The sequence below is a fragment of the Paenibacillus taichungensis genome (genome assembly GCF_003287275.1).
Lineage (GTDB): Bacteria > Bacillota > Bacilli > Paenibacillales > Paenibacillaceae > Paenibacillus > Paenibacillus taichungensis_A.
The window spans coordinates 378,418-398,752 of record NZ_QEVW01000014.1 but is presented as its reverse complement, the minus strand read 5'-3'; the positions used below and the strand labels follow the sequence as shown (position 1 = coordinate 398,752).

General features: G+C 44.7%; 17 protein-coding genes. 14 read left to right on the top strand and 3 right to left on the bottom strand.

Annotated elements, in window-relative coordinates; all coding sequences use genetic code 11:
* The first annotated feature begins 1 nt into the window (after position 1).
* From DC345_RS21660 to DC345_RS21640, 5 genes are all read left to right on the top strand, one after another.
* Positions 2-1,693: a response regulator gene (locus DC345_RS21660; RefSeq protein WP_113054864.1), complete on the top strand. Its 1,692-nt coding sequence runs from the start codon at positions 2-4 to the stop codon at positions 1,691-1,693.
* Between the two features lie 158 nt (positions 1,694-1,851).
* A complete protein-coding gene (locus DC345_RS21655; RefSeq protein ID WP_113054863.1) occupies positions 1,852-3,420 on the top strand; it encodes an extracellular solute-binding protein in 1,569 nt (522 codons plus the stop codon).
* A 33-nt stretch (positions 3,421-3,453) separates the two neighbouring features.
* A complete protein-coding gene (locus tag DC345_RS21650) occupies positions 3,454-4,416 on the top strand; it encodes an ABC transporter permease (protein ID WP_113054862.1) in 963 nt (320 codons plus the stop codon).
* A gap of 16 nt (positions 4,417-4,432) precedes the next feature.
* The gene (locus DC345_RS21645; protein ID WP_113054861.1) at positions 4,433-5,326 is read left to right on the top strand and encodes a carbohydrate ABC transporter permease; all 894 of its coding nucleotides are present in this window, start codon (positions 4,433-4,435) and stop codon (positions 5,324-5,326) included.
* Between the two features lie 30 nt (positions 5,327-5,356).
* Positions 5,357-7,375 (top strand): alpha-L-arabinofuranosidase C-terminal domain-containing protein, encoded by a 2,019-nt coding sequence (locus tag DC345_RS21640; protein WP_397333707.1) that lies wholly within the window; start codon positions 5,357-5,359, stop codon positions 7,373-7,375.
* A 130-nt stretch (positions 7,376-7,505) separates the two neighbouring features.
* Here the strand turns inward: DC345_RS21640 and DC345_RS21635 are convergent, their stop codons facing one another.
* Positions 7,506-8,747 carry an MFS transporter gene (locus DC345_RS21635; protein WP_113054860.1) on the bottom strand — a complete coding sequence of 414 codons (1,242 nt, stop codon included), beginning with the start codon at positions 8,745-8,747 and terminating at the stop codon, positions 7,506-7,508.
* A gap of 156 nt (positions 8,748-8,903) precedes the next feature.
* The gene (locus tag DC345_RS21630) at positions 8,904-9,377 is read right to left on the bottom strand and encodes a MarR family transcriptional regulator (protein WP_113054859.1); all 474 of its coding nucleotides are present in this window, start codon (positions 9,375-9,377) and stop codon (positions 8,904-8,906) included.
* Between the two features lie 200 nt (positions 9,378-9,577).
* On the opposite strand from DC345_RS21630, the gene DC345_RS21625 reads away from it, so the two are divergent.
* From DC345_RS21625 to DC345_RS21615, 3 genes are read left to right on the top strand one after another with little or no spacing between them, the layout of a single operon-like run.
* Complete coding sequence (locus tag DC345_RS21625; RefSeq protein WP_113054858.1) at positions 9,578-10,924, top strand: spore germination protein; 1,347 nt, start codon at positions 9,578-9,580, stop codon at positions 10,922-10,924.
* Complete coding sequence (locus tag DC345_RS21620) at positions 10,917-11,987, top strand: GerAB/ArcD/ProY family transporter (RefSeq protein WP_113054857.1); 1,071 nt, start codon at positions 10,917-10,919, stop codon at positions 11,985-11,987. Before DC345_RS21625 ends, DC345_RS21620 begins: the two co-directional genes overlap by 8 nt.
* Entirely contained in the window at positions 11,960-13,078 is a 1,119-nt protein-coding gene (locus DC345_RS21615; RefSeq protein ID WP_113054856.1) for a Ger(x)C family spore germination protein, read from the top strand. Before DC345_RS21620 ends, DC345_RS21615 begins: the two co-directional genes overlap by 28 nt.
* Before the next feature lie 109 nt (positions 13,079-13,187).
* On the opposite strand, the gene DC345_RS21610 is transcribed toward DC345_RS21615, so the two are convergent.
* Positions 13,188-13,736, bottom strand: coding sequence for a TetR/AcrR family transcriptional regulator (locus tag DC345_RS21610; protein ID WP_113054999.1), 549 nt, complete (start codon positions 13,734-13,736; stop codon positions 13,188-13,190).
* Positions 13,737-13,943: 207 nt separating this feature from the next.
* Between DC345_RS21610 and DC345_RS21605 the strand changes: the two genes are divergently transcribed.
* The 6 genes from DC345_RS21605 to DC345_RS21580 all read left to right on the top strand — a co-directional run bounded on the left by DC345_RS21605 (position 13,944) and on the right by DC345_RS21580 (position 20,216).
* Positions 13,944-15,113: an MFS transporter gene (locus DC345_RS21605; RefSeq protein ID WP_113054855.1), complete on the top strand. Its 1,170-nt coding sequence runs from the start codon at positions 13,944-13,946 to the stop codon at positions 15,111-15,113.
* A 244-nt stretch (positions 15,114-15,357) separates the two neighbouring features.
* Positions 15,358-16,338: an aldo/keto reductase gene (locus tag DC345_RS21600; protein WP_113054854.1), complete on the top strand. Its 981-nt coding sequence runs from the start codon at positions 15,358-15,360 to the stop codon at positions 16,336-16,338.
* A 239-nt stretch (positions 16,339-16,577) separates the two neighbouring features.
* Positions 16,578-17,303: an SAM-dependent methyltransferase gene (locus DC345_RS21595; protein ID WP_113054853.1), complete on the top strand. Its 726-nt coding sequence runs from the start codon at positions 16,578-16,580 to the stop codon at positions 17,301-17,303.
* A 58-nt stretch (positions 17,304-17,361) separates the two neighbouring features.
* On the top strand, positions 17,362-18,516 hold the full coding sequence (locus DC345_RS21590; RefSeq protein ID WP_258530751.1) for an NAD(P)/FAD-dependent oxidoreductase: 1,155 nt from the start codon (positions 17,362-17,364) through the stop codon (positions 18,514-18,516).
* Positions 18,517-18,707: 191 nt separating this feature from the next.
* Positions 18,708-19,892, top strand: a complete 1,185-nt coding sequence (locus tag DC345_RS21585) for an aminotransferase-like domain-containing protein (protein ID WP_076288472.1) — start codon at positions 18,708-18,710, stop codon at positions 19,890-19,892.
* A 15-nt stretch (positions 19,893-19,907) separates the two neighbouring features.
* Entirely contained in the window at positions 19,908-20,216 is a 309-nt protein-coding gene (locus DC345_RS21580; RefSeq protein ID WP_113054852.1) for a hypothetical protein, read from the top strand.
* Positions 20,217-20,335: the final 119 nt, after the last annotated feature.

Below are 20,335 nucleotides of genomic sequence, written 5' to 3'. Positions count from 1 at the left end.
CATGTTTCAGGTGCTACTCGTCGATGATGAGCCGTTAGTATACCATAATTTATGGACGTTATTGGACTGGGCTAACTATGGGTTCGAATTATGCGGTCAGGCGCATAATGGGTTAATTGCTTTAAGAATGATTGAGCAGTCGCCACCGCATATGGTCATTATTGATGTAGATATGCCTGAAATGAACGGTGTAGAGCTCAATCGAGCAATCAAGGAACGTTTTCCGTGGATTAAGACGATTATACTTAGCAGCTATGACGATTATGACTATGTGCGGGACTGCCTGAACAATGGCTCCATGGATTATTTGCTCAAGCATCGATTGGACGAGTCAACACTGCTCAACATCCTGAATAAAGCCGTATCGGAATTGCAGCAGGAAGATCAGATGCGTGTGAAACACGTCACCGAGAGCGGCATGGTCGAGAAATTGAGTTCAGAGGCTATACGCGATTACTTACTGTACTTGCTCAAAAGACAGACGAAGGCAGCCTACAGATTTGAAGACTTCTCCCGGAGAGACAATCTGTATCTGCATGCGTCCAGATATGTAACAGCAGCTTTACAGATTGTTCCGTTCCTGCTGCTGACAGAGTCATACAGTGACGTGCAGACGAATGGTCTGGTTCAACAGGTTGTTGATATGATGCAGCAGAGCCTGGGTGATATCCATGAGCGGACAGCGGTGTACGTTGAGGAAGGGCGATTTGTCATCGTGTTTTCCTTCAGGGAACGAAGCGAGCACATTATGCAGCGTGAGGTAGACGGACAACTGCGCAAGATTCAGCATGCATTGGAACTGTTCCTGAATCTGCAAAGCGTAACCGCTGTAGGACCTATATGCACCAGTCTGTCACAACTGGCCTCCAGCTATTGCTCAGCCGAATATGAACTTGATAAATCTTCTTCTGCAAAAACGCTCAGAAGCCATATCTCCCAAGTGGAAGCCCCATGCTCGGACAAGCATTCCGAAGAAAATGATGAGCCTCCGCGTGTTTCTCTGACCATTGAGGAGCACAAGCAGCTTCTGTTATCCATAGAAAGGTTTGACAAGCAAGGTGTGCATCAATTGATTTCCTCCATTTTTGCTTCGATCGACCACCTGCCTATCCATTCACATACCGTTCAGATGATTGTCAGCGAGCTCATGCAAACGGGCGATAAAGCATGGAGAACCTTCTTGCCTTCCACAGATCCAGCGGTAGCTAATCTGCCTTCAAGAAGCGAACTTGGGCGGATGAAAAATATAAGGGAATTGGAGCGAGGCCTGCAATCCTTCTTCTCCGGCCTGTTTCATTTGTTGCGTCAGCATCGTGTTATTGGGTCCTATTCTCGCCATGTCACGCAGACGATCCATTTCATACTGGAGAGGTATTCCGGTTATGTCACATTGGAGCTTGCAGCAAGCGTAATTGGTCTGAACGCATCCTACTTAAGCAGAATATTCAAGGAGGAGACGCAGCGGACTTTTTCGGAATATCTGAATCAGGTTCGGATTGATGCAGGCTGCAAGCTGTTGGACAGCGGCCGATATTCAATCAAGGAAATAAGCATGCAAGTGGGATTTACGACACACAACTATTTTTTTAAAGTATTCAAAGAAATAACGGGTTTAACACCGCAAGCATATTTGAGCGATCCGGGAAAAAGGAAGAACGCCACGAAGCTGACTTCTTTGCACTTGGGGGACTAGGCCGATAAGGGCAGAACTCTAAACTCGTAAAATATGTGGAGTAAAGGGTCATATTATTGTAATTACCTTCCATGACCGGTGAATTATAATGAGCACACACCAATCGGAAACGCTTACAAGTTACGTTGGTGATAAAGAATTGTGGGGGGCACAACTTTATGCGCAAACGCTGGGGAAGAAAGATGATCATGATGATGATCGCTTCCAGTTTGATGCTGGCTGGATGCAATTCCGGTGGAACCAATAACGAAGCTGCACCGGAGGTTTCGAAGAACGATGTTCATACGACCGGGTTTCCGATTGTGGACCAACCGGTAAATCTCAAGATGTTTACCCGAATTGCACCTGTAAATGGCCCTTTCAAAGAAATGCCGGTTTTCCAGGATTACGAGAAATTAAGCCAAGTGAAAGTGGAATTTATTGAAGCTCAGACAGATGGTTTCCAAGAGAAAAAAAATCTGTTGTTTGCTTCGAATGAGCTGCCGGATGCCTTGTTCCGTTCAGGTATTTCCCCACTTGAAGCCATCCGATATGGCTCTGCCGGCCAATTGATCCCACTGGAAGGTCTTATCGATGAATATGCTCCGAATTTGAAGAAATTAATGGATCAATATCCCGAAATCCGCTCAGGCATTACTACACCAGAAGGCCACATTTATGCGATCCCGGGTATTGTTACGCTAAGTGCGGCGCGTACAGATAAGAAATGGATCAATCAGATGTGGCTTGACAAGCTGAATCTGGAAGTGCCGGAAACTACAGAGGAACTGTACAACGTGTTGCTTGCCTTCCGTGATGGTGATCCGAATGGAAACGGCAAACAGGATGAAATTCCGATGACTGCACGCGTGGGATTGGCTGTTGTAAGTGCGATGAGCGGCTCATTCGGATTGGATTCGCAGCTTGGATATAACATCAATATTGAAAATGACAAAGTACACATCTGGATGGGCAGTGACCAGAACAAAGAAATGCTGATGTATTTAAATAAGCTGTACAAGGAAAAGCTGCTGGACCCGGAAATATTTTCACACACAGAGGCGCAATACCTGGCCAAGCAGGGATCGGGAAATACAGGTTTTTTCTTTGACCAGACGAACAATAACTTCTTGTCGATCAAAGACCAATATACCGGTATTGCCCCACTGGAAGGTCCCCAAGGTGACCGATTGCAGAGTCAGGCTCTGCCAATTGCCAGAGATTTTGGAGCCTTTGCAATCACATCCGTCAATCAATATCCGGAAGTGACGATGCGCTGGATTGATTATTTCTACAGTGATGAGGGTTCCACCCTGCTCCGATTCGGAAGAGAAGGCGAGCACTACGAGATGAAAGATGGTATTCCTTATTATAAAGAGGACTTCCTGAAAGAAATCAGTAACCAGGCCAAAATTACCCCTTATGCCGGCGGAGGCGCGCCACATCTCATTAGCGAACAGGTTGCTTCTTTTATCAACCCGCCTCAAGTGCAGGAGGCGCAGCAAAAGCTCGATCCGTTCATGCCAAAAGTCCGCTATGCGGCTCCAATGTTTGATGAGCAAACTGCCCAGGAAGTCAACATTCTGCGAAATGATATCGATAAATATTACGAAGAACAGAGTACAAAATTTATTGTGGGTGCAATCGGTTTTGACAAGTGGGAGCAATTCCAGGCGACGCTCAAAAAGATGAGAGTTGAGGAACTGGAGAAGTTGTATCAGGATGCCTTTGACAAGATGCAGAAATAATGCTGAAACATCATGGATAAGGAGCAGTTGCCTATGAAAAGCGTCAAAACCGATACAACGATTACGATGCCACGAAGCCATCCGAAAAAGAGTTCAGGCCTGTTAAGGCAAATGGGCAAAAGATTGGACCTGTACCTTATGCTGCTTCTGCCAGTCACTTGGTATGTGGTATTCCACTATGCCCCGTTGTATGGACTGCAAATTGCGTTCAAAAATTTCAATCCAGCCAAAGGGATTCAGGGCAGCAGCTGGGAGGGTTTTGGCCACTTCGAACGATTTTTTGATTCCTATTATTTCTGGAGACTTCTATGGAATACACTTTCCATTAACTTGTTCTCCTTATTGATCGCCTTTCCAATTCCGATTCTGCTGGCATTAATCATTAATGAAATTCGCAATAAAACCTTCAGCAAATGGCTGCAAAATATTACGTATATTCCCCACTTTATTTCAGTAGTCGTTATCGTTGGCATACTGAATGTGTTTCTCTCACCCCATACGGGTCCAGTCAACCTGCTGATCGAGGCATTCGGAGGTACACCGATCCGTTTTCTTGAAGAAGCCGGTTGGTTTAAGACTATTTTTATCAGTTCGAATATATGGCAGAACATGGGCTGGCAATCCATCATCTATATTGCAGCCTTGAGCGGAGTGAACCCGCATCTGTATGAAGCTGCCAAAATGGATGGGGCATCAAGGCTGCGGCGTATATGGCATATATCGCTACCCGGCATCGCTCCGGTCGTCATCATTTTGCTCATTTTGGATATCGGTCATTTCATGAACATAGGGTTTGAGAAAATTTTGCTGATGCAAAACAATCTCAATCTGGAATCTAGCGACGTCATTTCAACCTTTGTCTATACGACAGGTATCCTCAAGGGAGAATACAGCTATACAGCTGCTATCGGGCTCTTTAATTCAATCATTAATCTGGTGTTACTTTTACTGGTCAATCGGATTGCACGTAAGACGTCTGAGACGAGCTTATGGTGAAGGAGGGCAAGAAGCCATGTCCAAGCAGGCGACATTACAAACCAGTTCCAATGAACGGATTTTCGATGTAATCATATACGTCATAGCCTCAATTATTATCATCGCTGTGTTGTACCCGTTGATTTTTATCGTGAGTGCTTCATTCAGTGATCCCACGAAAGTATTGAATGGAGAAGTCTGGTTATTGCCCAAAGGACTGACGTTGGACGCCTATACGAATATTTTGCACAACGAAAAGATTTGGCTGGGATACCGTAATACGATATTTTATACGGTCGTGGGCACGGTGATTAACATTATCATGACCGTGTTGGCCGCATACCCTCTTTCCAGACCCGACCTTCCTGGACGTAATGTAATCATGGTGTTCATCACGCTAACGATGTTTTTCAGTGGCGGATTAATTCCAACGTATCTATTGGTCAAAAATTTGGGCATGGTGGATACGATGTGGGCTCTGATCATTCCCGGCGCGATCGCCACGTACAATCTGATCGTGATGAGAACGTATTTTCAGTCGAGTATTCCCTGGGAGTTGCAAGAAGCTGCCCACATGGACGGGTGCTCTAATTGGCGGCTGCTTGTGAGCATTATCCTGCCCTTGTCCAAGCCGATTCTTGCCGTGATGGTGCTGTTCTATGCCGTAGGCCACTGGAATTCATTTTTTAACGCACTCATCTATATTCGTAACGAAAATCTGCATCCGCTTCAGTTGATACTGCGCGAAATTCTGCTGATCAGCCAATCCGATGCCGTGGACGGCAGCCTTGGATTGGAAGACAAAATCCTGCTTGCGGAGAGCATCAAGTATGCGGTAATTATCGTCTCCAGCTTGCCTGTACTGTTGATGTATCCTTTTGTGCAGCGGCATTTTGTTAAAGGGGTCATGATTGGATCGATCAAAGGTTAAATCCATATCAACCACAATGATGGAGGAGTTATGTTGAAATCAAACGCCAGAATTAGTGTAGATTGTAGTCGCGTAAGTGAGCATAAGGTCAACCCGTATTTGTTTGGGCATTTTGTGGAAGACATCCGGGATCACATGGAGGCGATGCTTGCCTTTCCATTGAAGGATATGGACTTTGAAAGCGAGGCCGAATCAAGCATTTCTGTATCAGGAAGCTGGTACGCCTACACCAATGGGAGAAATACGCAATATGCGATGGAAGCTCCAGCCCCGAGACATTCGGGCCGCGCTCAGCGTATTCGTATCTTTAGTGATGATGAAGCGCATGCCGGAATTGCACAAAGCTGCGCATTGAAAGGGCCCATGGATTACACCGTACGTATCGTTGCGCGAGCCTCTATCGAACTCCGATATTTGATGGTGGAAGCCGTCGATAGACGTACAGAAGAAGTGCTTGGTCAGTTGAAAGTCGAATTAAACAGCCATAATTGGCAGGCTTATGAAGCACAGCTGACGATGTTACGAGCTTGTCCCGATGCGGAGGTCAGGGTGTATATTCCGGCAGAGCATCCAAGATGGATCGATCATGTCTCCACGGGAATGATCTGGCTGGATCATGCGTCTTTATTGCCTGTCGATCATATTGCCCTGGTAAAACGTGAAGTTGTAGAGATGACCAGAGCGTTAAACGCAGGCATGATGAGACTTGCAGGGAACTACATTAGCGCCTATCACTGGGAGCAAGGCATCGGCCCGATGCTGGAGAGACCTGTTATGTACAACGAGGCATGGGGAGGATGGACCAGCAAGTATTTCGGAACGGATGAATTTATCCGCTTTTGCCACGAGCTGCAAGTGGAACCTCTGATTTGTGTGAACGATGGATCGGGTACACCTGAAGAGGCCGCCCAATGGATTGAATATTGTAATGGAAGCGTAGATACGCCAATGGGAGCTCTTCGGGCGAAGAATGGATCGCCGGAACCATATCATGTGAAGTATTGGGAGATCGGCAACGAGGTGTGGGGACAATGGCAAGTTGGAGCTTGCTCTGCCGAGCAATTTGCGGAGAGGACCGTACAGTTTGCGAAGACGATGAAGGAATCAGATCCTTCCATTGTATTACTGGCCTGTGGACATTACGAGCAGGATTGGAATAAAACAGTGCTTGCTCTCGCCGGGGAACATATCGATTATCTAACGTTGCATTTGTATCATGGCTATGGTCCCTTTGGCATGAATCGGGATACGCCGGTGGAGGATCGGTATAAAGCAATGGCCAGCTATCCCGAGTGGACGCGGCACTATATACGTCAGACAATGGAGGTCATTCATTCCGACATCAAACATCAGCATGTGAAGCTGGCCATCACCGAATATAACACGATGTATTATCCAAACACTGTGCGAAAAGGACTGCCAGACGAGCATACCCTTGGAGCAGCCGTGGCGAATGCCGCCAATCTGAATGAAATGATTCGTTGCAGCGATAGCGTGCACATCGGCAGTTTCTCTGATCTGGTCAATGGTTGGCTCGGCGGATGCATCCGTGTCGGAGATTTTTATGCTGATCAATATCGAGGCAAGCAGGCTGGATGGAGTGGACACCCGCTCACGATATATGGAACTCCAACCTATGAAGTATTAAAGCTTTACGCGAATCGGGATATTCGTCATATCCTCCCCGTAGAAGCTGAATGTGGAACATTCTCTGTAATTTCCAACAAAAAAACGCCTGTAGAGCTGGACGCACTTCCCAATCTGGATGTTGTAGCCGGAACGAATGATGATCGCAGCAGGGTCACCATGTTTATTGTGAACCGAAGCTTGGAAGAGGTACGGGTTGAGCTCGATTTACAAGCTTTCGATGCGAGCGAAGAGGGGACCTTATATGAGATTACCAGCGATTTGCACCATAACATCAACTCCGTCTTTCAACCCGATCTTATCAAGTGCACAGAACGGAGTGTTTTGACCGAGAAGTGGCAGCATGGTTACGTATTACGTCCTTCATCCATCTATGTACTGGAATTGGGAAAGGCAGACTAATTGAATTGACATTCTGGGGTGGAGACAAATAGGGTTTCAGAACTTATACCTAAGTTCTGAAACCCTATTATCTGTTCTATGGTGCCTAGGCACCCATCAATTCAATGCATACCTGATGAAAGTAGGCGTTTTAAATAGTTACATGCGTTCGCTTATACAAAACGGGTATTGCCGCTGCAATAAGGATCACGCCCATAATGGCGGGTGCAGCATGACCAACTGATACATAGATTTGACCTCCAATGATAGGACCAATCATTCTTGCTAAAGCCTGTATAGATTGACTACCACCTTGAATCCTTCCTTGTTCACTAGAATCGACAGACTTGGAGAGCATGCCATTAAAGGAAGGCCCGAAGATCGAATCACCAAAACCGAAGATAAACATGCCGGCGATAAACAGAGGGTAAAATGAGAACAACGTAGACAGTGCGATGAAACTGTAGCCTATAATCTCTGAAATCATTCCAAGAATGGCTATCTGTTTATCACTAAATCTTTTCAGAAGCTTAGGCATGATGAAAGCTTGTGAGATGATGTCCTGAACACCCATAATCGAGAACATAAGTCCAATGATTGCAGGCTTCCAATTGAAAGTATCCACTGAAAATTGTGAAAAGACGGCCTGTAAAGATCCGTTGGGTATCCAAAGTAAAAACGCTGAGATCAGTAGTCTGTTTAAGTTTTTCATGGAAAGCATGTTTGCAAGCTGTATGAATGGATTAAGTCTCGCCAAAGTAATTTCTTTCAGTCTATGTTTCTTGTCCAGACTCTCAGGCATAAAAAAGAATCCATACATAACATTCACTAAAGTGATGATTGCTCCAAAATACATGGGTGCAGAATAATCAATCTTGGCGAGTAATCCGCCTACAGTCGGGCCAATGACGGTGCCTACACCGACAACCGCACTTACCCATCCAAAGTATTTGGTTCTCTGTTCGGGTGGGATGATGTCCGCAAAATATGCGAAGATGGTGCCTATGCTTCCGCCTGTTATACCCTCAATTATGCGCCCCGCAAAGAGTACCCATAGCGCTCCACCTATCCCGAAAACCAGGTATCCTATTGCAGAACCCAAAAGGCATACCAGGAGTAGTGGGCGACGGCCATATTTGTCGCTCAGAGCTCCAAGCACGGGGGACGCAAAAAATACGCAGAAGGCGTAAACAGAGGTCAGCAGCGTAACAACGGTAGCTTGTTCTCCCGGAGTGCTTGTGTAAGGCTGTACTAAGAATGGGACGACAGGTGCTATGATGCTGAATCCTATTCCGCAAAGAAACACAGAGATTAGACCGAATAGCAAAGCATGTTTGTCTATGGTTTGTTCAGCGTTCTGTGTATGTTGTGATCGTGATCGTAATTTAAACATTCAATTCTCCCCTCAAACGCCGTTATTTTATTTCCTTGGAAACATTAATATCGTACAACCACTTTGTTTCCTTGTCAACAAAATAATGACGATAAAAAAACAGCCTGTACTCCAATAGAGTCCGGCTGCGTTTAGTTTAACTTGCATAATTCAGATTTATTCCGACTTCAGATCTGTACCCAGTTTCTTTATTTCTGCGTCGAGATGCCGATTATACTTATCCACGAATTTAAGCATACTGTCAAATTGATCATCGGTTATCTGTTCAAATACGGCCTTATCTCGCTCATGAAACTCGTTGTGCAGGTCCTCATGGATTTGATAAATGACTTTCCCTTGCTCGGTAAGCCTAAAATAGATTTCTTTCTTGTTATCCGACTTCTGGTAGCTTTCGATCAGGCCTTTTTCGATGAGCTTCTTCGTTAATTTACTTATCGCACCGCGAGTCATATAAAAATACTCCGCAAGTTTTGTCACATTGGAATCTGCATTCTTTTCAATGTATTCGATGCAATGTACCTCAGAAGGCTTATAACCCTTAAGACTTTCTTCCATCTTATCTTTATTAAGCCAAACCAGCTTGTTATATAAGTCCCTGAAACCCAATAGGACCTCTTCTTCTTTGTTCATGGACTATCCTCCCACCTGTTGGTGCATTACAATATTATATAAAATTTTGGTTTCCAGTTCAAAAGTATTAATGATTAAGGTAGGGATACGTACGTGATAAAAGAGAGATAAAAGCCTTTGTGGCTACTGCATAACTCAAGGTGATTTTCTGAATAAACTTTTATCTTAACGACATACTACTTCAAAAGAGGTGGTAAAATTTGCAGCAAATCCATGAACAAGATTTTCACAATATAGAAAAGCAACTCAAAGATCATTTCAAAAAGAGCTCGGATTTCTTAAGCAAGAATGTGGTTATCGCGGATCAGGAATTCAGAGCGTATTACATGGAGACCCTTGTCGATCTTCCAACAACATTGTCTACAATTAACCAGGCGGCGAGTGGCGATGATAACGGATCATTTCAAAATATGTTCAGGCCATTTGAAGAAGAGGCCTCCATGTCAATGGACGAGATACGCAATCATATTTTGCATGGAAAGCTTGTTCTGTTCAGCACTGAAGGGATGGCAGCTGTTATGGAACCGGAGCATACTGATATTTCGCGATCTGTCAGTGCACCGGAGAGTGAGAATCCACTTCAATCTGCGTACGATGCTTTTACAGAAGATATTAATAAAAACATCGGTTTGCTGCGGAAAAAGATGATTTCCGAAGATTTGGTTATTGAGCGACGAGAAACGGGGACCCGATCTACCAAGAAAATTGCCATGGTGTATTTGGAGGGAGTTGCCCAAGCCAAAGTCATCGAGTCTATTCGCGAGAAACTGGAACAAAACAAGGACGAGGAATTGACCACGGTAAGGGACCTGATACGTATACTGGGGCATCCAAAATTCTCAATAACACCAACGTACATCTCTTCCGAGCTACCTGGGGAGATGGTGCAGAATCTGATGAACGGAAAAGTGGTTATTCTAATTGATCAATTTTCGTTTGCTTTTGCTTTTCCAGCCATCATCACGGATCTATGGTCAACAACACTGGACGTTAACTACCCTTATTTGTTTCAAGTGTTTTTACGAACCGTACGGGCCATTGGGGCACTTTTGGCCATTACGCTCCCAGGTCTGTATATTGTGCTAAATTCGGTGAATCCGGAACTGTTGCGAATCCAGTTAGCCATCACGGTTGCCAAGAGCAGGGAAGGGGTTCCTTATCCTTCGTTGATCGAAATGCTGCTGGTTATGCTGCTTTTGGAGATGATTATCGAAGCCACCATTCGACTCCCAAAGAACATCGGACCCACCATAACCATGATTGGCGGTATTCTGTTGGGACAAGCCATCGTTCAGGCCAAACTCGTCAGTAATCTATTAATTATTATTCTGGTTGCCTCGGCAATTGCCAACTTTGTATTGGCAGGCTATATGAACACGACGGGCATACGAATGTACAAATACGTTGTTATGCTCATCAGTTCCTTTTTCGGGATATGGGGTCTTGAGGCTGCGATGATTTGGATCATACTGTATTTTGCCACGTTGAATACTTTCTCCGTTCCCTACTTAAGTTTAAGTGTGAAAGGAAAGGCTTCGGATGAATAAAGCCCAGATTCTAACCATGTTTGTGCTGCTTCACTTCGCTTCGATCTTTGCCATCTTTCCTGAACGTATCATATCTGCGACTTCCAAAGGACACTGGGAACCCATAATGATTCTCTTTTTGGCAGAGCTACTTGTTCTTTGGATGTACTTAAAAGCGTTGTCGCAGTTTCCAGGGAAAACAGTGGTGGACATCTGTAATGAATCACTGGGCAAATGGGTAACGAGACTGATCGTTCTGCCGATGCTTTTCTTCCTGTATGTTGAGCTGCTATTACTTATGTACTTTCAGTCAGTCGAGATTAAAGCCGTATTACTACAGAGAACACCGCCAGCAGCAACATCGGCTCTTTTTATCATTCTCTGTTTCTATGCTGTTTGGAAGGGACTTAACGTAATGATTCGGGCCAGCATCGGATTATGTATTCTCTTGATGCCATTCATTTTCTTTTCCATGATGATCAGCATCCAGAATTTTAGAATCAGCTACATTTTTCCGATTTGGGATAGCGGAATGTCGTTTTTCTCCAATTCGGATTTCTATGTATGTACGGTCATTTCAGCCGGATTTCTATTCCTTGGTATGATTCCCTCCAAACAACGGCTTAGCTTTGGCAAAGCAGCTGGTGCAGTGGGTATCATATTTTTGTTTGCTTTGGGATCTGTATATGTTCCGCTTCTTGTATTCGGACAGGAAACGGTAATCCATCTGCAATATCCGATGCTCATGGCATCGGATACTATTGATCTGGAGTGGGTTGTATTTGACTGGCTTCCAAGCTTTTATGTGGTGGCCTCCAGTGCACTGGGTGTTTTGAAGGTTTCCGTTTTACTCTGGATGCTGGTGGCCCTGCTGCATCAGCTCTTTATGCCAAAAATCAACCGATTATGGATTCTTTCCGTGGTGTGCCTCACCTTGTACGTGATTAGTCTTTTGATACCGGATGTTAACGCTTTGAATTCATACCTGTACCTGAATTCTTTCTTTTGCGTTTATAGCGTTATCGGTTTTCCAATCATTGTATTCCTCGCCGCGCAATGGCAGCGAAAGAAGGTGAGTACATGAACATGCGCACCATAAAAACTCTGATTGTAACTTTATCTATGATCATGTTACTTCCGGGATGTTGGGATACAAAAGATATTAACAAACAATATTTGCCTGTTGTCATGGGTGTGGGGAAGGGAAAAACGGAGAAATACAGGATCATTCTCCAAATCCCCGATGCATCAGGCAAAACCCAAATTCTTGACAAAGAGGCGAAATCCATCAGTAAAGCGATTGATTTGATACGAACGGATTCTGAAAAAAGCATCGAATTGGTACATTTGAGGCTGTTGTTAATCGACAGGAAAGTCGCAGAGAAGGGGATTGACAACATTATCGATTTTGCCGTTAGAGCGAACGATATTTCGATTAAGGGCTTGGTGGCGGTGATTGACGGTGATTTTGAGAAGACGATGTATCATCAAATCTCGCCAACACCTGAAATTTCTTCTTACGACTTTTTTAGCCAGGATGCGGGATGGACGCCGAATCAATCCATCGTCCGAATATGGGAAGCCTATCAAAACCAAAACTCATATACAGAAGACATGGCCATCCCCATGCTCAAAAACGGCGATCGAACCTTGTTCACTTTTAAAGGCACGGCTGTAATGCGTGAGGACCGCATGGTTGGGACGCTGAATCAGGAAGAGACCCTTTTATTTAATTTATTTAAAGGGAAATATTCAGGGGGAACCATTGAAGTCGCTCAAAACACGAGTGTCCTTATTCAGGATGCTAAAACAAAACATAGGACCCAGTGGTCGGAAAAAGGACCTTCAATCCAGACGGATGTTACACTTGACGTCGTCATTACTGAAAGCCCTGAAGGAAAAGGCAACGCGGTGATTGAAAAAGAAATGAAGGAACAATTGAGCAGTCAATTCAATGAAACCGTGAGAAAAATTCATTCCTTAAAATCAGATGTACTCGGAATAGGCATGATATTCCGTCCGAAGATGTCGGAAGGGAAATTAAAGGAATGGAAAACCAAGTGGTTTCCGAAGTTGGAGCAAAAGATCAACGTTCGTGTAAACGTTCTGAACGAAATTTATTTTAAAGAAAATGCCAACGATAATGAGAGTCAGGGACAAATGTTAAAAAAATAGCGTAGCACTGTTCACCCTGCCATAAGAGAGGAAAATGCTTTACCGTTATGGAGTCGCCCTGGTGGCGACTTTTTTTATAATATCAGCAAGGTTAAGCATAACGTGTTATTTATGAAAGATTCAGTTCCAATATCTTATTCACTTGCTCTTCCATGACATGAGGTGGATAGGGCATTTTGTTTATAAACCACCATTCCACGATTCCCACATAAGCTGGCGCAAAAAATTGAAGCAAAATATCTTCACTTATCCCGCGATTTTTCCCATCAATCATGTCCCATCCTTTCTTTATGTCCTCGATGACAAATTGGAGAAAACGGCTGCGAAAGAAGGGTGCTCCTTTACTTGTTAACATAGCTGAGAAGAATAAATAGTTGGTTTCAAAGTATTCAAACCAGCTCATTCCCCCATCTGTAGTGCTCATTTCAGATTCCGGTTCACACAATACTTGTAGTTCGTTCATGTGTTCCTCGATGAGCTTATCCAGTAAATCATACTTATCCATGTAGTGAAGATAGATGGTTCTACGGCTAACGTTCGCTGTGTCGGAAATATCCTGAATTGTAATTTGGTCAAAATGCTTTTGAGACATAAGTTCAATCATCGCTTTTTTAATGGCATCTTGAGATTTGAGTATTCTTCGGTCTACTTTGGTCAATTCGTGCACCTGACTTTCCATGTTTGTATCCAGATTTTCATGATCTGTGCACTAATGCACAAATCCTCATCAATTAGTCATTGTAGATTACCTGTGCTTCTATAATAATACACACAAGCGCAAAAATACATTCTTGTGTATTTATTTTATTTATACGCCATTCGTAAGTTAAAAGAATGAATCAGAAATAGTGAAGGAGTTTTGCACGTGGTCAGATCAAATCATGTATTGATGTATATTTTAATTGTTGGTGTTTTCGGCATCCTGACTACCGAAATGGGAGTCATTGGCATATTGCCTCAAATAGCTGATTATTTTCATGTCAGTGTTTCCAAAGCTGGATTGCTCGTGAGTCTCTTTGCACTCGCTGTTGCGATCTCCGGTCCTACAATGCCGTTATTATTCTCCGGTATCAACCGCAAAACGGTAATGTTGCTCGTGCTCGGTATTTTTGTAGCATGTAATATTATTTCCATCATTGCACCAACGTTCACCGTTGCCCTCGTGGCTCGCATCATCCCTGGCTTTTTCCATCCTATTTATTGTTCATTGGCTTTGACCGTAGCTTCGACCTCTGTAAGCAGGGAAGAAGCTCCCAAAGCGGTCTCTAAAGTAATGTTTGGAGTTACCGCAGGAATGGTACTTGGTGTACCGATCACCAACTATATTGCGAATGGAACATCCGTAGAGGTGGCGATGTTATTCTTTGCGATTGTAAACGCAGTGGCGTTTGTGGGTACATGGATATTTATCCCTTCTATGCCTGTTAAGGAAAAGCTTTCGTATGGAACACAATTGGGCATCTTAAAAAGAGGCATGACCTGGCTAGCCATTGCTGCCGTGATTCTTATGGCTTCCGCAACGGCAAGTGTGAACAGTTACATCGCAGAGTATTTGGGCTCTATCACTCATATTTCAGGAAAAACATTGAGTATCGTGTTATTTATATATGGTTTGGCAAGTCTAGTGGGAAATGTGGTGGGAGGCAGATTGCTTTCTAAAAACACGCGAAAAACCGTCATCCTGTTTCCCGTGGTATTGGGGATCGTATATCTGTTATCTTTTTGGACGGGCACATCCACTGGACCTATGATTTTAACGGTGATTTTATGGGGAGTATGCTATGCCATAAGCAATTTGATTGGTCAGTATTGGATTGCCTCTGCCGCTCCAGAAGCGCCCGATTTCTCCAATGGTTTGTTCCTGTCATGCGGTAATTTGGGAATAACGCTAGGAACTGCTGTAGGCGGGCTGTTCATTTCGGGGATTGGCACACAGTACATTGTACTTGGAGGTGTATTGTTCCTGATACTAAGTCTGCTATCCATTTTGCTGAGAATTCGTTTATTTGACCCTGTAAAAAAACATGTAAGCTAAGTAACCTTAAGTGACATACACAAAAGGGAAATGTTCATTATTCATCTTCTTGCTTACCAAATAATGAACATTTCCCATCGTGTTGTTTACTAATGCACGTTTTATAGCCATTTGGGAATTGCGAGATTATTTCTCATGCTTAATACTATACTCAAGACTACTTATTCTTCCGTGTGTATCATATTCAGGCATCAGAGCTATTTGCAAAGGTAGCAAAAACCATCCGAAAGCGAGGAATACGCAAATGGATTATGTGAAGCTTGGCAATACAGGTCTGGATGTGTCCCGTCTGTGCTTGGGCTGTATGGGGTTTGGTACAGCCGTTCCTGGAGGCCATCAATGGGTTATTAATGAAGAGAACAGTCGTCCCGTTATTAAAAAGGCGTTGGATCTAGGCATCAATTTTTTTGATACAGCGAATGTATATTCAGCCGGAACCAGCGAGGAAGTGATTGGGCGCACCTTACGTGACTATGCCAATCGAGATGAAATTGTGCTTGCAACGAAAATTAATGGTCGTATGCACCAAGGCCCAAATGGTGCCGGACTTTCCCGTAAGGCCATTATGAGTGAGATAGATAAAAGCCTGAAGCGGCTGGAAACAGATTATGTGGATTTGTATCAGATTCATCGCTGGGATTACACTACACCCATTGAAGAAACGATGGAAGCCTTACATGATGTGGTCAAAGCAGGAAAGGTAAGATACATAGGCGCTTCTGCGATGTATGCCTGGCAATTTTTGAAAGCGTTACATGTAGCCGAGCAAAATGGGTGGACCCGCTTTGTATCCATGCAGGATCATTACAATCTTATCTATCGTGAGGAAGAAAGAGAGATGCTTCCGCTCTGTAAAGCTGAGAAAATCGGTGTGATTCCGTATAGTCCGCTTGCGGGAGGCCGATTGACAAGAGACCCTCAGGAAAAAACACATCGTTCCGAAACCGATCAGATTGCAAAGCAAAAATATGATGCAACTGCAGATACCGACCGATTGATCATTGATCAGGTTGCCGCGATTGCCGAGAAGCAAGGGGTTGCTCGTGTACAAATCGCACTTGCCTGGTTACTGCAAAAGGAACCGGTCACAGCTCCCATCATTGGCGCTACCAAAATATCGCATCTGGAGGATGGCGTAGCCGCTCTTTCGATTAAGCTAACACCTGAAGAAATAGCATCGTTAGAAGAACCCTATGTGCCTCACCGAATTGTTGGTCATCAATAACAGGTTCATCACATATACAAATAGAAGTCGCCTAAATTGGCGGCTTCTTTATGTTTTTATCTGGCGATGCAGCATCAAATTTATTCATTTTAGAGTGTAATGAAACTAAGCATTCTGAGATGGGGGAAGTCTTCGTAAAATAGCATATCGCAGTGCTTACGATTATAAGGCTTGGTTAAGGGCATAATTGTTAATTGGATAAACTCACTCACAATATATAGCTGTAAAGGAGCGGGATCATGTCCTTCTTTAGAACACTATCCGTACGGGCAAGGGAAGACGAGTTGATGGACGATTTCTCCATGGGGGGAGAAGAGTTGAGCGAAGCCCTCAAACATTTGAGACGCCTCAACAAAATATTCGCTGCCCCCGGTCCAACCCGTGCAGGGGTGGAGAAGTTATGGAAAGCGATTGGCAGTCCAACTACGCTGACCCTTCTTGATGTGGGAGCAGGTTCAGGTGATGTAAACCAGAAGTTATTGCGCTGGGCGGACCAGAAAGGAGTTAAGCTTGAGATTACTCTGGTAGATCTGACAGAGGAGGCATGTGAGGAAGCGAGAAACCTTTTCCGGAATGAACCGAGAATCAATGTGCGACGTGCCGATGTCAGGGAATTACCGGATGCCTCAGCAGACATCGTGACTGGCTCGCAATTTGTCCATCATTTTGAAGGAAAGCAGCTCGTTGAGATGGTCTCCCATATGCTCCGTGCCTCCAAATATGGCGTTGTCATTAACGATATCCATCGGCATCCTGTATCCTATGCGGCTGTCTGGGTAACCACTCGAATGATCTCACGCAATCGGTATATTCGTCATGATGGACCGTTGTCTGTTGCAAAAGGCTTCACGGGAAGAGATTGGCGGGACTTGAAACAGCAGTTGAACCATGACACCTTGACCTATGAATGGAAGCCTCTGTTCCGCTATTCCGTCGTGATACCCCAACAAGGGACGTTATCATAGCATCATTACATCAATAGGCAGTTATCTTAAATGGACAATGAAAGGCGGGTGTTCTTACGTGTCTACACCAATGGATGCCATAGTCATCGGAGCGGGAATTGCGGGCAGTACCTGCGCGTTGCAACTTGCCAGGCAAGGACATCGGACACTGCTGCTGGATCGGCAAGAATTTCCACGTCACAAAACATGCGGTGAATTTATGTCGCCTGAGACAACGGAGATGCTGGATTATTTGGGGATCAACCTTAGTGAACAAAAGATAAAGCCGAGTACCCTGGATCATGCCAAGATCATTATGCCTCAGGGCGGGGAGATCGTGGCACCTTTGCCTGGATTGGCCTATGGCATTAGCAGATATGAGCTGGATCGGATTTTACACGAGCAGGCCACAGCCGCAGGCGTTGAGATCGTTACAAAGGCAACGATAACCAACATTCAGCAGTTAGATGATTATAGTTATGAAGTCGAAGCCCAAAAAGGAAATGAGCGGATTCATTATAGCGCAAAAACCGTTATCGGAGCCCATGGCTCGAAGAAGCTGAGGGGGATGACCTCGCCAGCAGAGCTGCGGGATAAAACAGCATATGTTGGTATCAAATCACACTATCGGGGGATCACCATCCCCCTAAGGGTAGAGTTGTATTTTTGCGAGGGAGGGTATGTCGGGATTTCGCCGATTGAGGATGGTATCGCAAATGTAGCTGCATTGCTGACCCTTGATTCGGTGCGGGGAAGCGGCAAGTCTATAGAAGATATTTTGCAGTCTGCTTCCTTGACCAACGAAAGATTGGCAGCGAGGCTAGCCGAGGGAAGCTCAGTTCCAGGAACACAAGTCTCGATTGCACCACTCCATCTATCCAATGTTCCTGATCCGTGGTCCCATTATCCTCATATTGGGGATGCCATGCTAATGATACCACCTCTGTGTGGTGACGGAATGTCTATTGCGCTTCGTTCCTCACTGTTGTGTGCTGAATGGACTGACAGGTATCTTCAAAGAAAGATCAGCTTTACGCAGTGGCAGTTAGGGTATTCGAAGGAAGCCAATCTTGAATTCGCCCGACTGCTCCGGCGTGCACGACGGATTCAGAAGCTGGCTTTTGCCAAAACGAACAAGTTCTATCCTGGTTTGGCCCGCATGGTCCCTGGTCTGGCGACTTATCTGGTGAAGGCAACACGGTTATCGGAAATCAATCTTGTCCATCGATCATAGATGGCAGCAAAGTGACATCCATAATGTAAAATCCGTAGGTGTATGGGGCGGCTTATGTCAGCCTCTTTTTGTTGTTTCTCTGCCAATTTTGACGAGACCGTTTAGAAATCTGCCAAATACTCGTATAATAGAATCTAATTGTAGCTATAGAGACAAGAGTCTGATTTGAATTCGGGAGGCATTATTTTAAGATGAACTATTCATTTTCCAACCGGATTGCTGCATTGCAGCCATCCATCATTCGTGAGATTCTGAAGGCTTCTTCGGGTCAAAATGTAATTCCGTTCTCTGCGGGAAATCCCGCTCCGGAGACTTTCCCTATTGAGGCAATTCGCACATTCACCCAATCGATTCTGGAACAGGATCCGGTAACAGCACTGCAATACGGAATTACCGAAGGTTATGCCCCGCTGCGGGATACATTGACTACACATCTGAAGACAGGCTTTGACACAGGCAAAGCGTCGGATGAACTGTTCATCGTATCTGGAGCACAGCAAGGAATTGAACTCGCTTGTAAAGTATTCTGTAATGAAGGGGATACGATTATTTGTGAGAGCCCAAGCTTTATAGGTTCACTGAACTCTTTCCGTGCTTCAGGAGCAAACCTGGTCGGCGTTCCAATGGAGACGGACGGTATGGATATCGGGAAGCTGGAGCATGCCCTGCAAACCGAGCAGAATGTAAAACTGATCTATGTCATTCCGAGTTTCCAAAACCCTACAGGTTTTACGACCAGCCTGGAGAAACGCAAGGCAATTTACGACCTTGCCAAGAAGTATGGAGTCATGATCCTGGAAGATAACCCATACGGAGAACTTCGGTTTAGCGGAGAAGATGTAGCGACGATTAAGTCGATGGATGATGAAGGTCTGGTTATTTACGTAGGCTCCTTCTCCAAGATTCTGTCCGCTGGCCTGCGTGTTGGTTATGTTCTGGCTCCTTCCGAGGTTGTGCAGAAGATGGTTGTTGCCAAACAGGGAGAGGACGTACATACAGCCATGCTGCCGCAGATTCTGGCACACAAGTTCATGACTGAGTATAACTATGCAGAGCATATCAGCAGTATCCGTGCGATTTACCGCAGGAAGTCTGCCTTGATGATTGACAAGTTGCAGGAGCATATGGGTGAGTCCATTACCTTTACTCAACCGGATGGAGGGCTGTTCCTCTGGTGTGATCTGCCGGCTCATATCCCAATGCTGGATTATGCCAAAACAGCCGCTGCGGAAGGCGTAGCTGTTGTTCCGGGCACTGCTTTTCTCGTTGATGAGAACGAACCCTGCAATGCAATCAGACTTAATTTCTCAACACCTTCCGATGAGCAAATTGTGAAGGGCATTGAAATTCTGGGACAGGTTCTGCACAAATTCTAATTGGAGGCATATTTCATGAATCAACGTTTTCGAATCACTCGATCCATGCAAGAAAATAACGAAGAGAAATCCATTTCCTTGGAAGAATGCAAACAGTATTTTGCATCCAAACCGGACTTTATGTACTCACCTGTTCTTACCGTTCAGGGGCCAGAGAGCGTCATGTCTATCGATGGGGATTTCTTCATGTGGACGTATGAGAACCAACAGATTCCATTTCGCCTGTATATGGGAGATCTTTATGTTGCCATTGTCAATGAAGCTGTCGTTCCGCAAATGGTTGAGGTTGCAACGGATTTGCGAGCCGATGTGGTTGAAGGGTAAGAAGAGGCCTGAAATGAAGTGCATCTGTACAATCGTATTTATGGAGTTTCGGGAAAGTCGCCAATCTGGCGGCTTTTTTGCTGTGAATCTATTCTTCAATTTGCTTATTGAAATATTCA

Excerpts from the sequence above, each read along its gene's own strand:
- DC345_RS21615 (WP_113054856.1), top strand. The coding sequence starts at position 11,960 with ATGGCAGCGAAAGAAGGTGAGTACATGAACATGCGCACCATAAAAACT.
- DC345_RS21640 (WP_397333707.1), top strand. The coding sequence starts at position 5,357 with ATGTTGAAATCAAACGCCAGAATTAGTGTAGATTGTAGTCGCGTAAGT.
- DC345_RS21620 (WP_113054857.1), top strand. The coding sequence starts at position 10,917 with ATGAATAAAGCCCAGATTCTAACCATGTTTGTGCTGCTTCACTTCGCT.
- DC345_RS21600 (WP_113054854.1), top strand. The coding sequence starts at position 15,358 with ATGGATTATGTGAAGCTTGGCAATACAGGTCTGGATGTGTCCCGTCTG.
- DC345_RS21660 (WP_113054864.1), top strand. The coding sequence starts at position 2 with ATGTTTCAGGTGCTACTCGTCGATGATGAGCCGTTAGTATACCATAAT.
- DC345_RS21645 (WP_113054861.1), top strand. The coding sequence starts at position 4,433 with ATGTCCAAGCAGGCGACATTACAAACCAGTTCCAATGAACGGATTTTC.
- DC345_RS21655 (WP_113054863.1), top strand. The coding sequence starts at position 1,852 with ATGCGCAAACGCTGGGGAAGAAAGATGATCATGATGATGATCGCTTCC.
- DC345_RS21630 (WP_113054859.1), bottom strand. The coding sequence starts at position 9,377 with ATGAACAAAGAAGAAGAGGTCCTATTGGGTTTCAGGGACTTATATAAC.
- DC345_RS21635 (WP_113054860.1), bottom strand. The coding sequence starts at position 8,747 with ATGTTTAAATTACGATCACGATCACAACATACACAGAACGCTGAACAA.
- DC345_RS21650 (WP_113054862.1), top strand. The coding sequence starts at position 3,454 with ATGAAAAGCGTCAAAACCGATACAACGATTACGATGCCACGAAGCCAT.
- DC345_RS21580 (WP_113054852.1), top strand. The coding sequence starts at position 19,908 with ATGAATCAACGTTTTCGAATCACTCGATCCATGCAAGAAAATAACGAA.
- DC345_RS21595 (WP_113054853.1), top strand. The coding sequence starts at position 16,578 with ATGTCCTTCTTTAGAACACTATCCGTACGGGCAAGGGAAGACGAGTTG.
- DC345_RS21585 (WP_076288472.1), top strand. The coding sequence starts at position 18,708 with ATGAACTATTCATTTTCCAACCGGATTGCTGCATTGCAGCCATCCATC.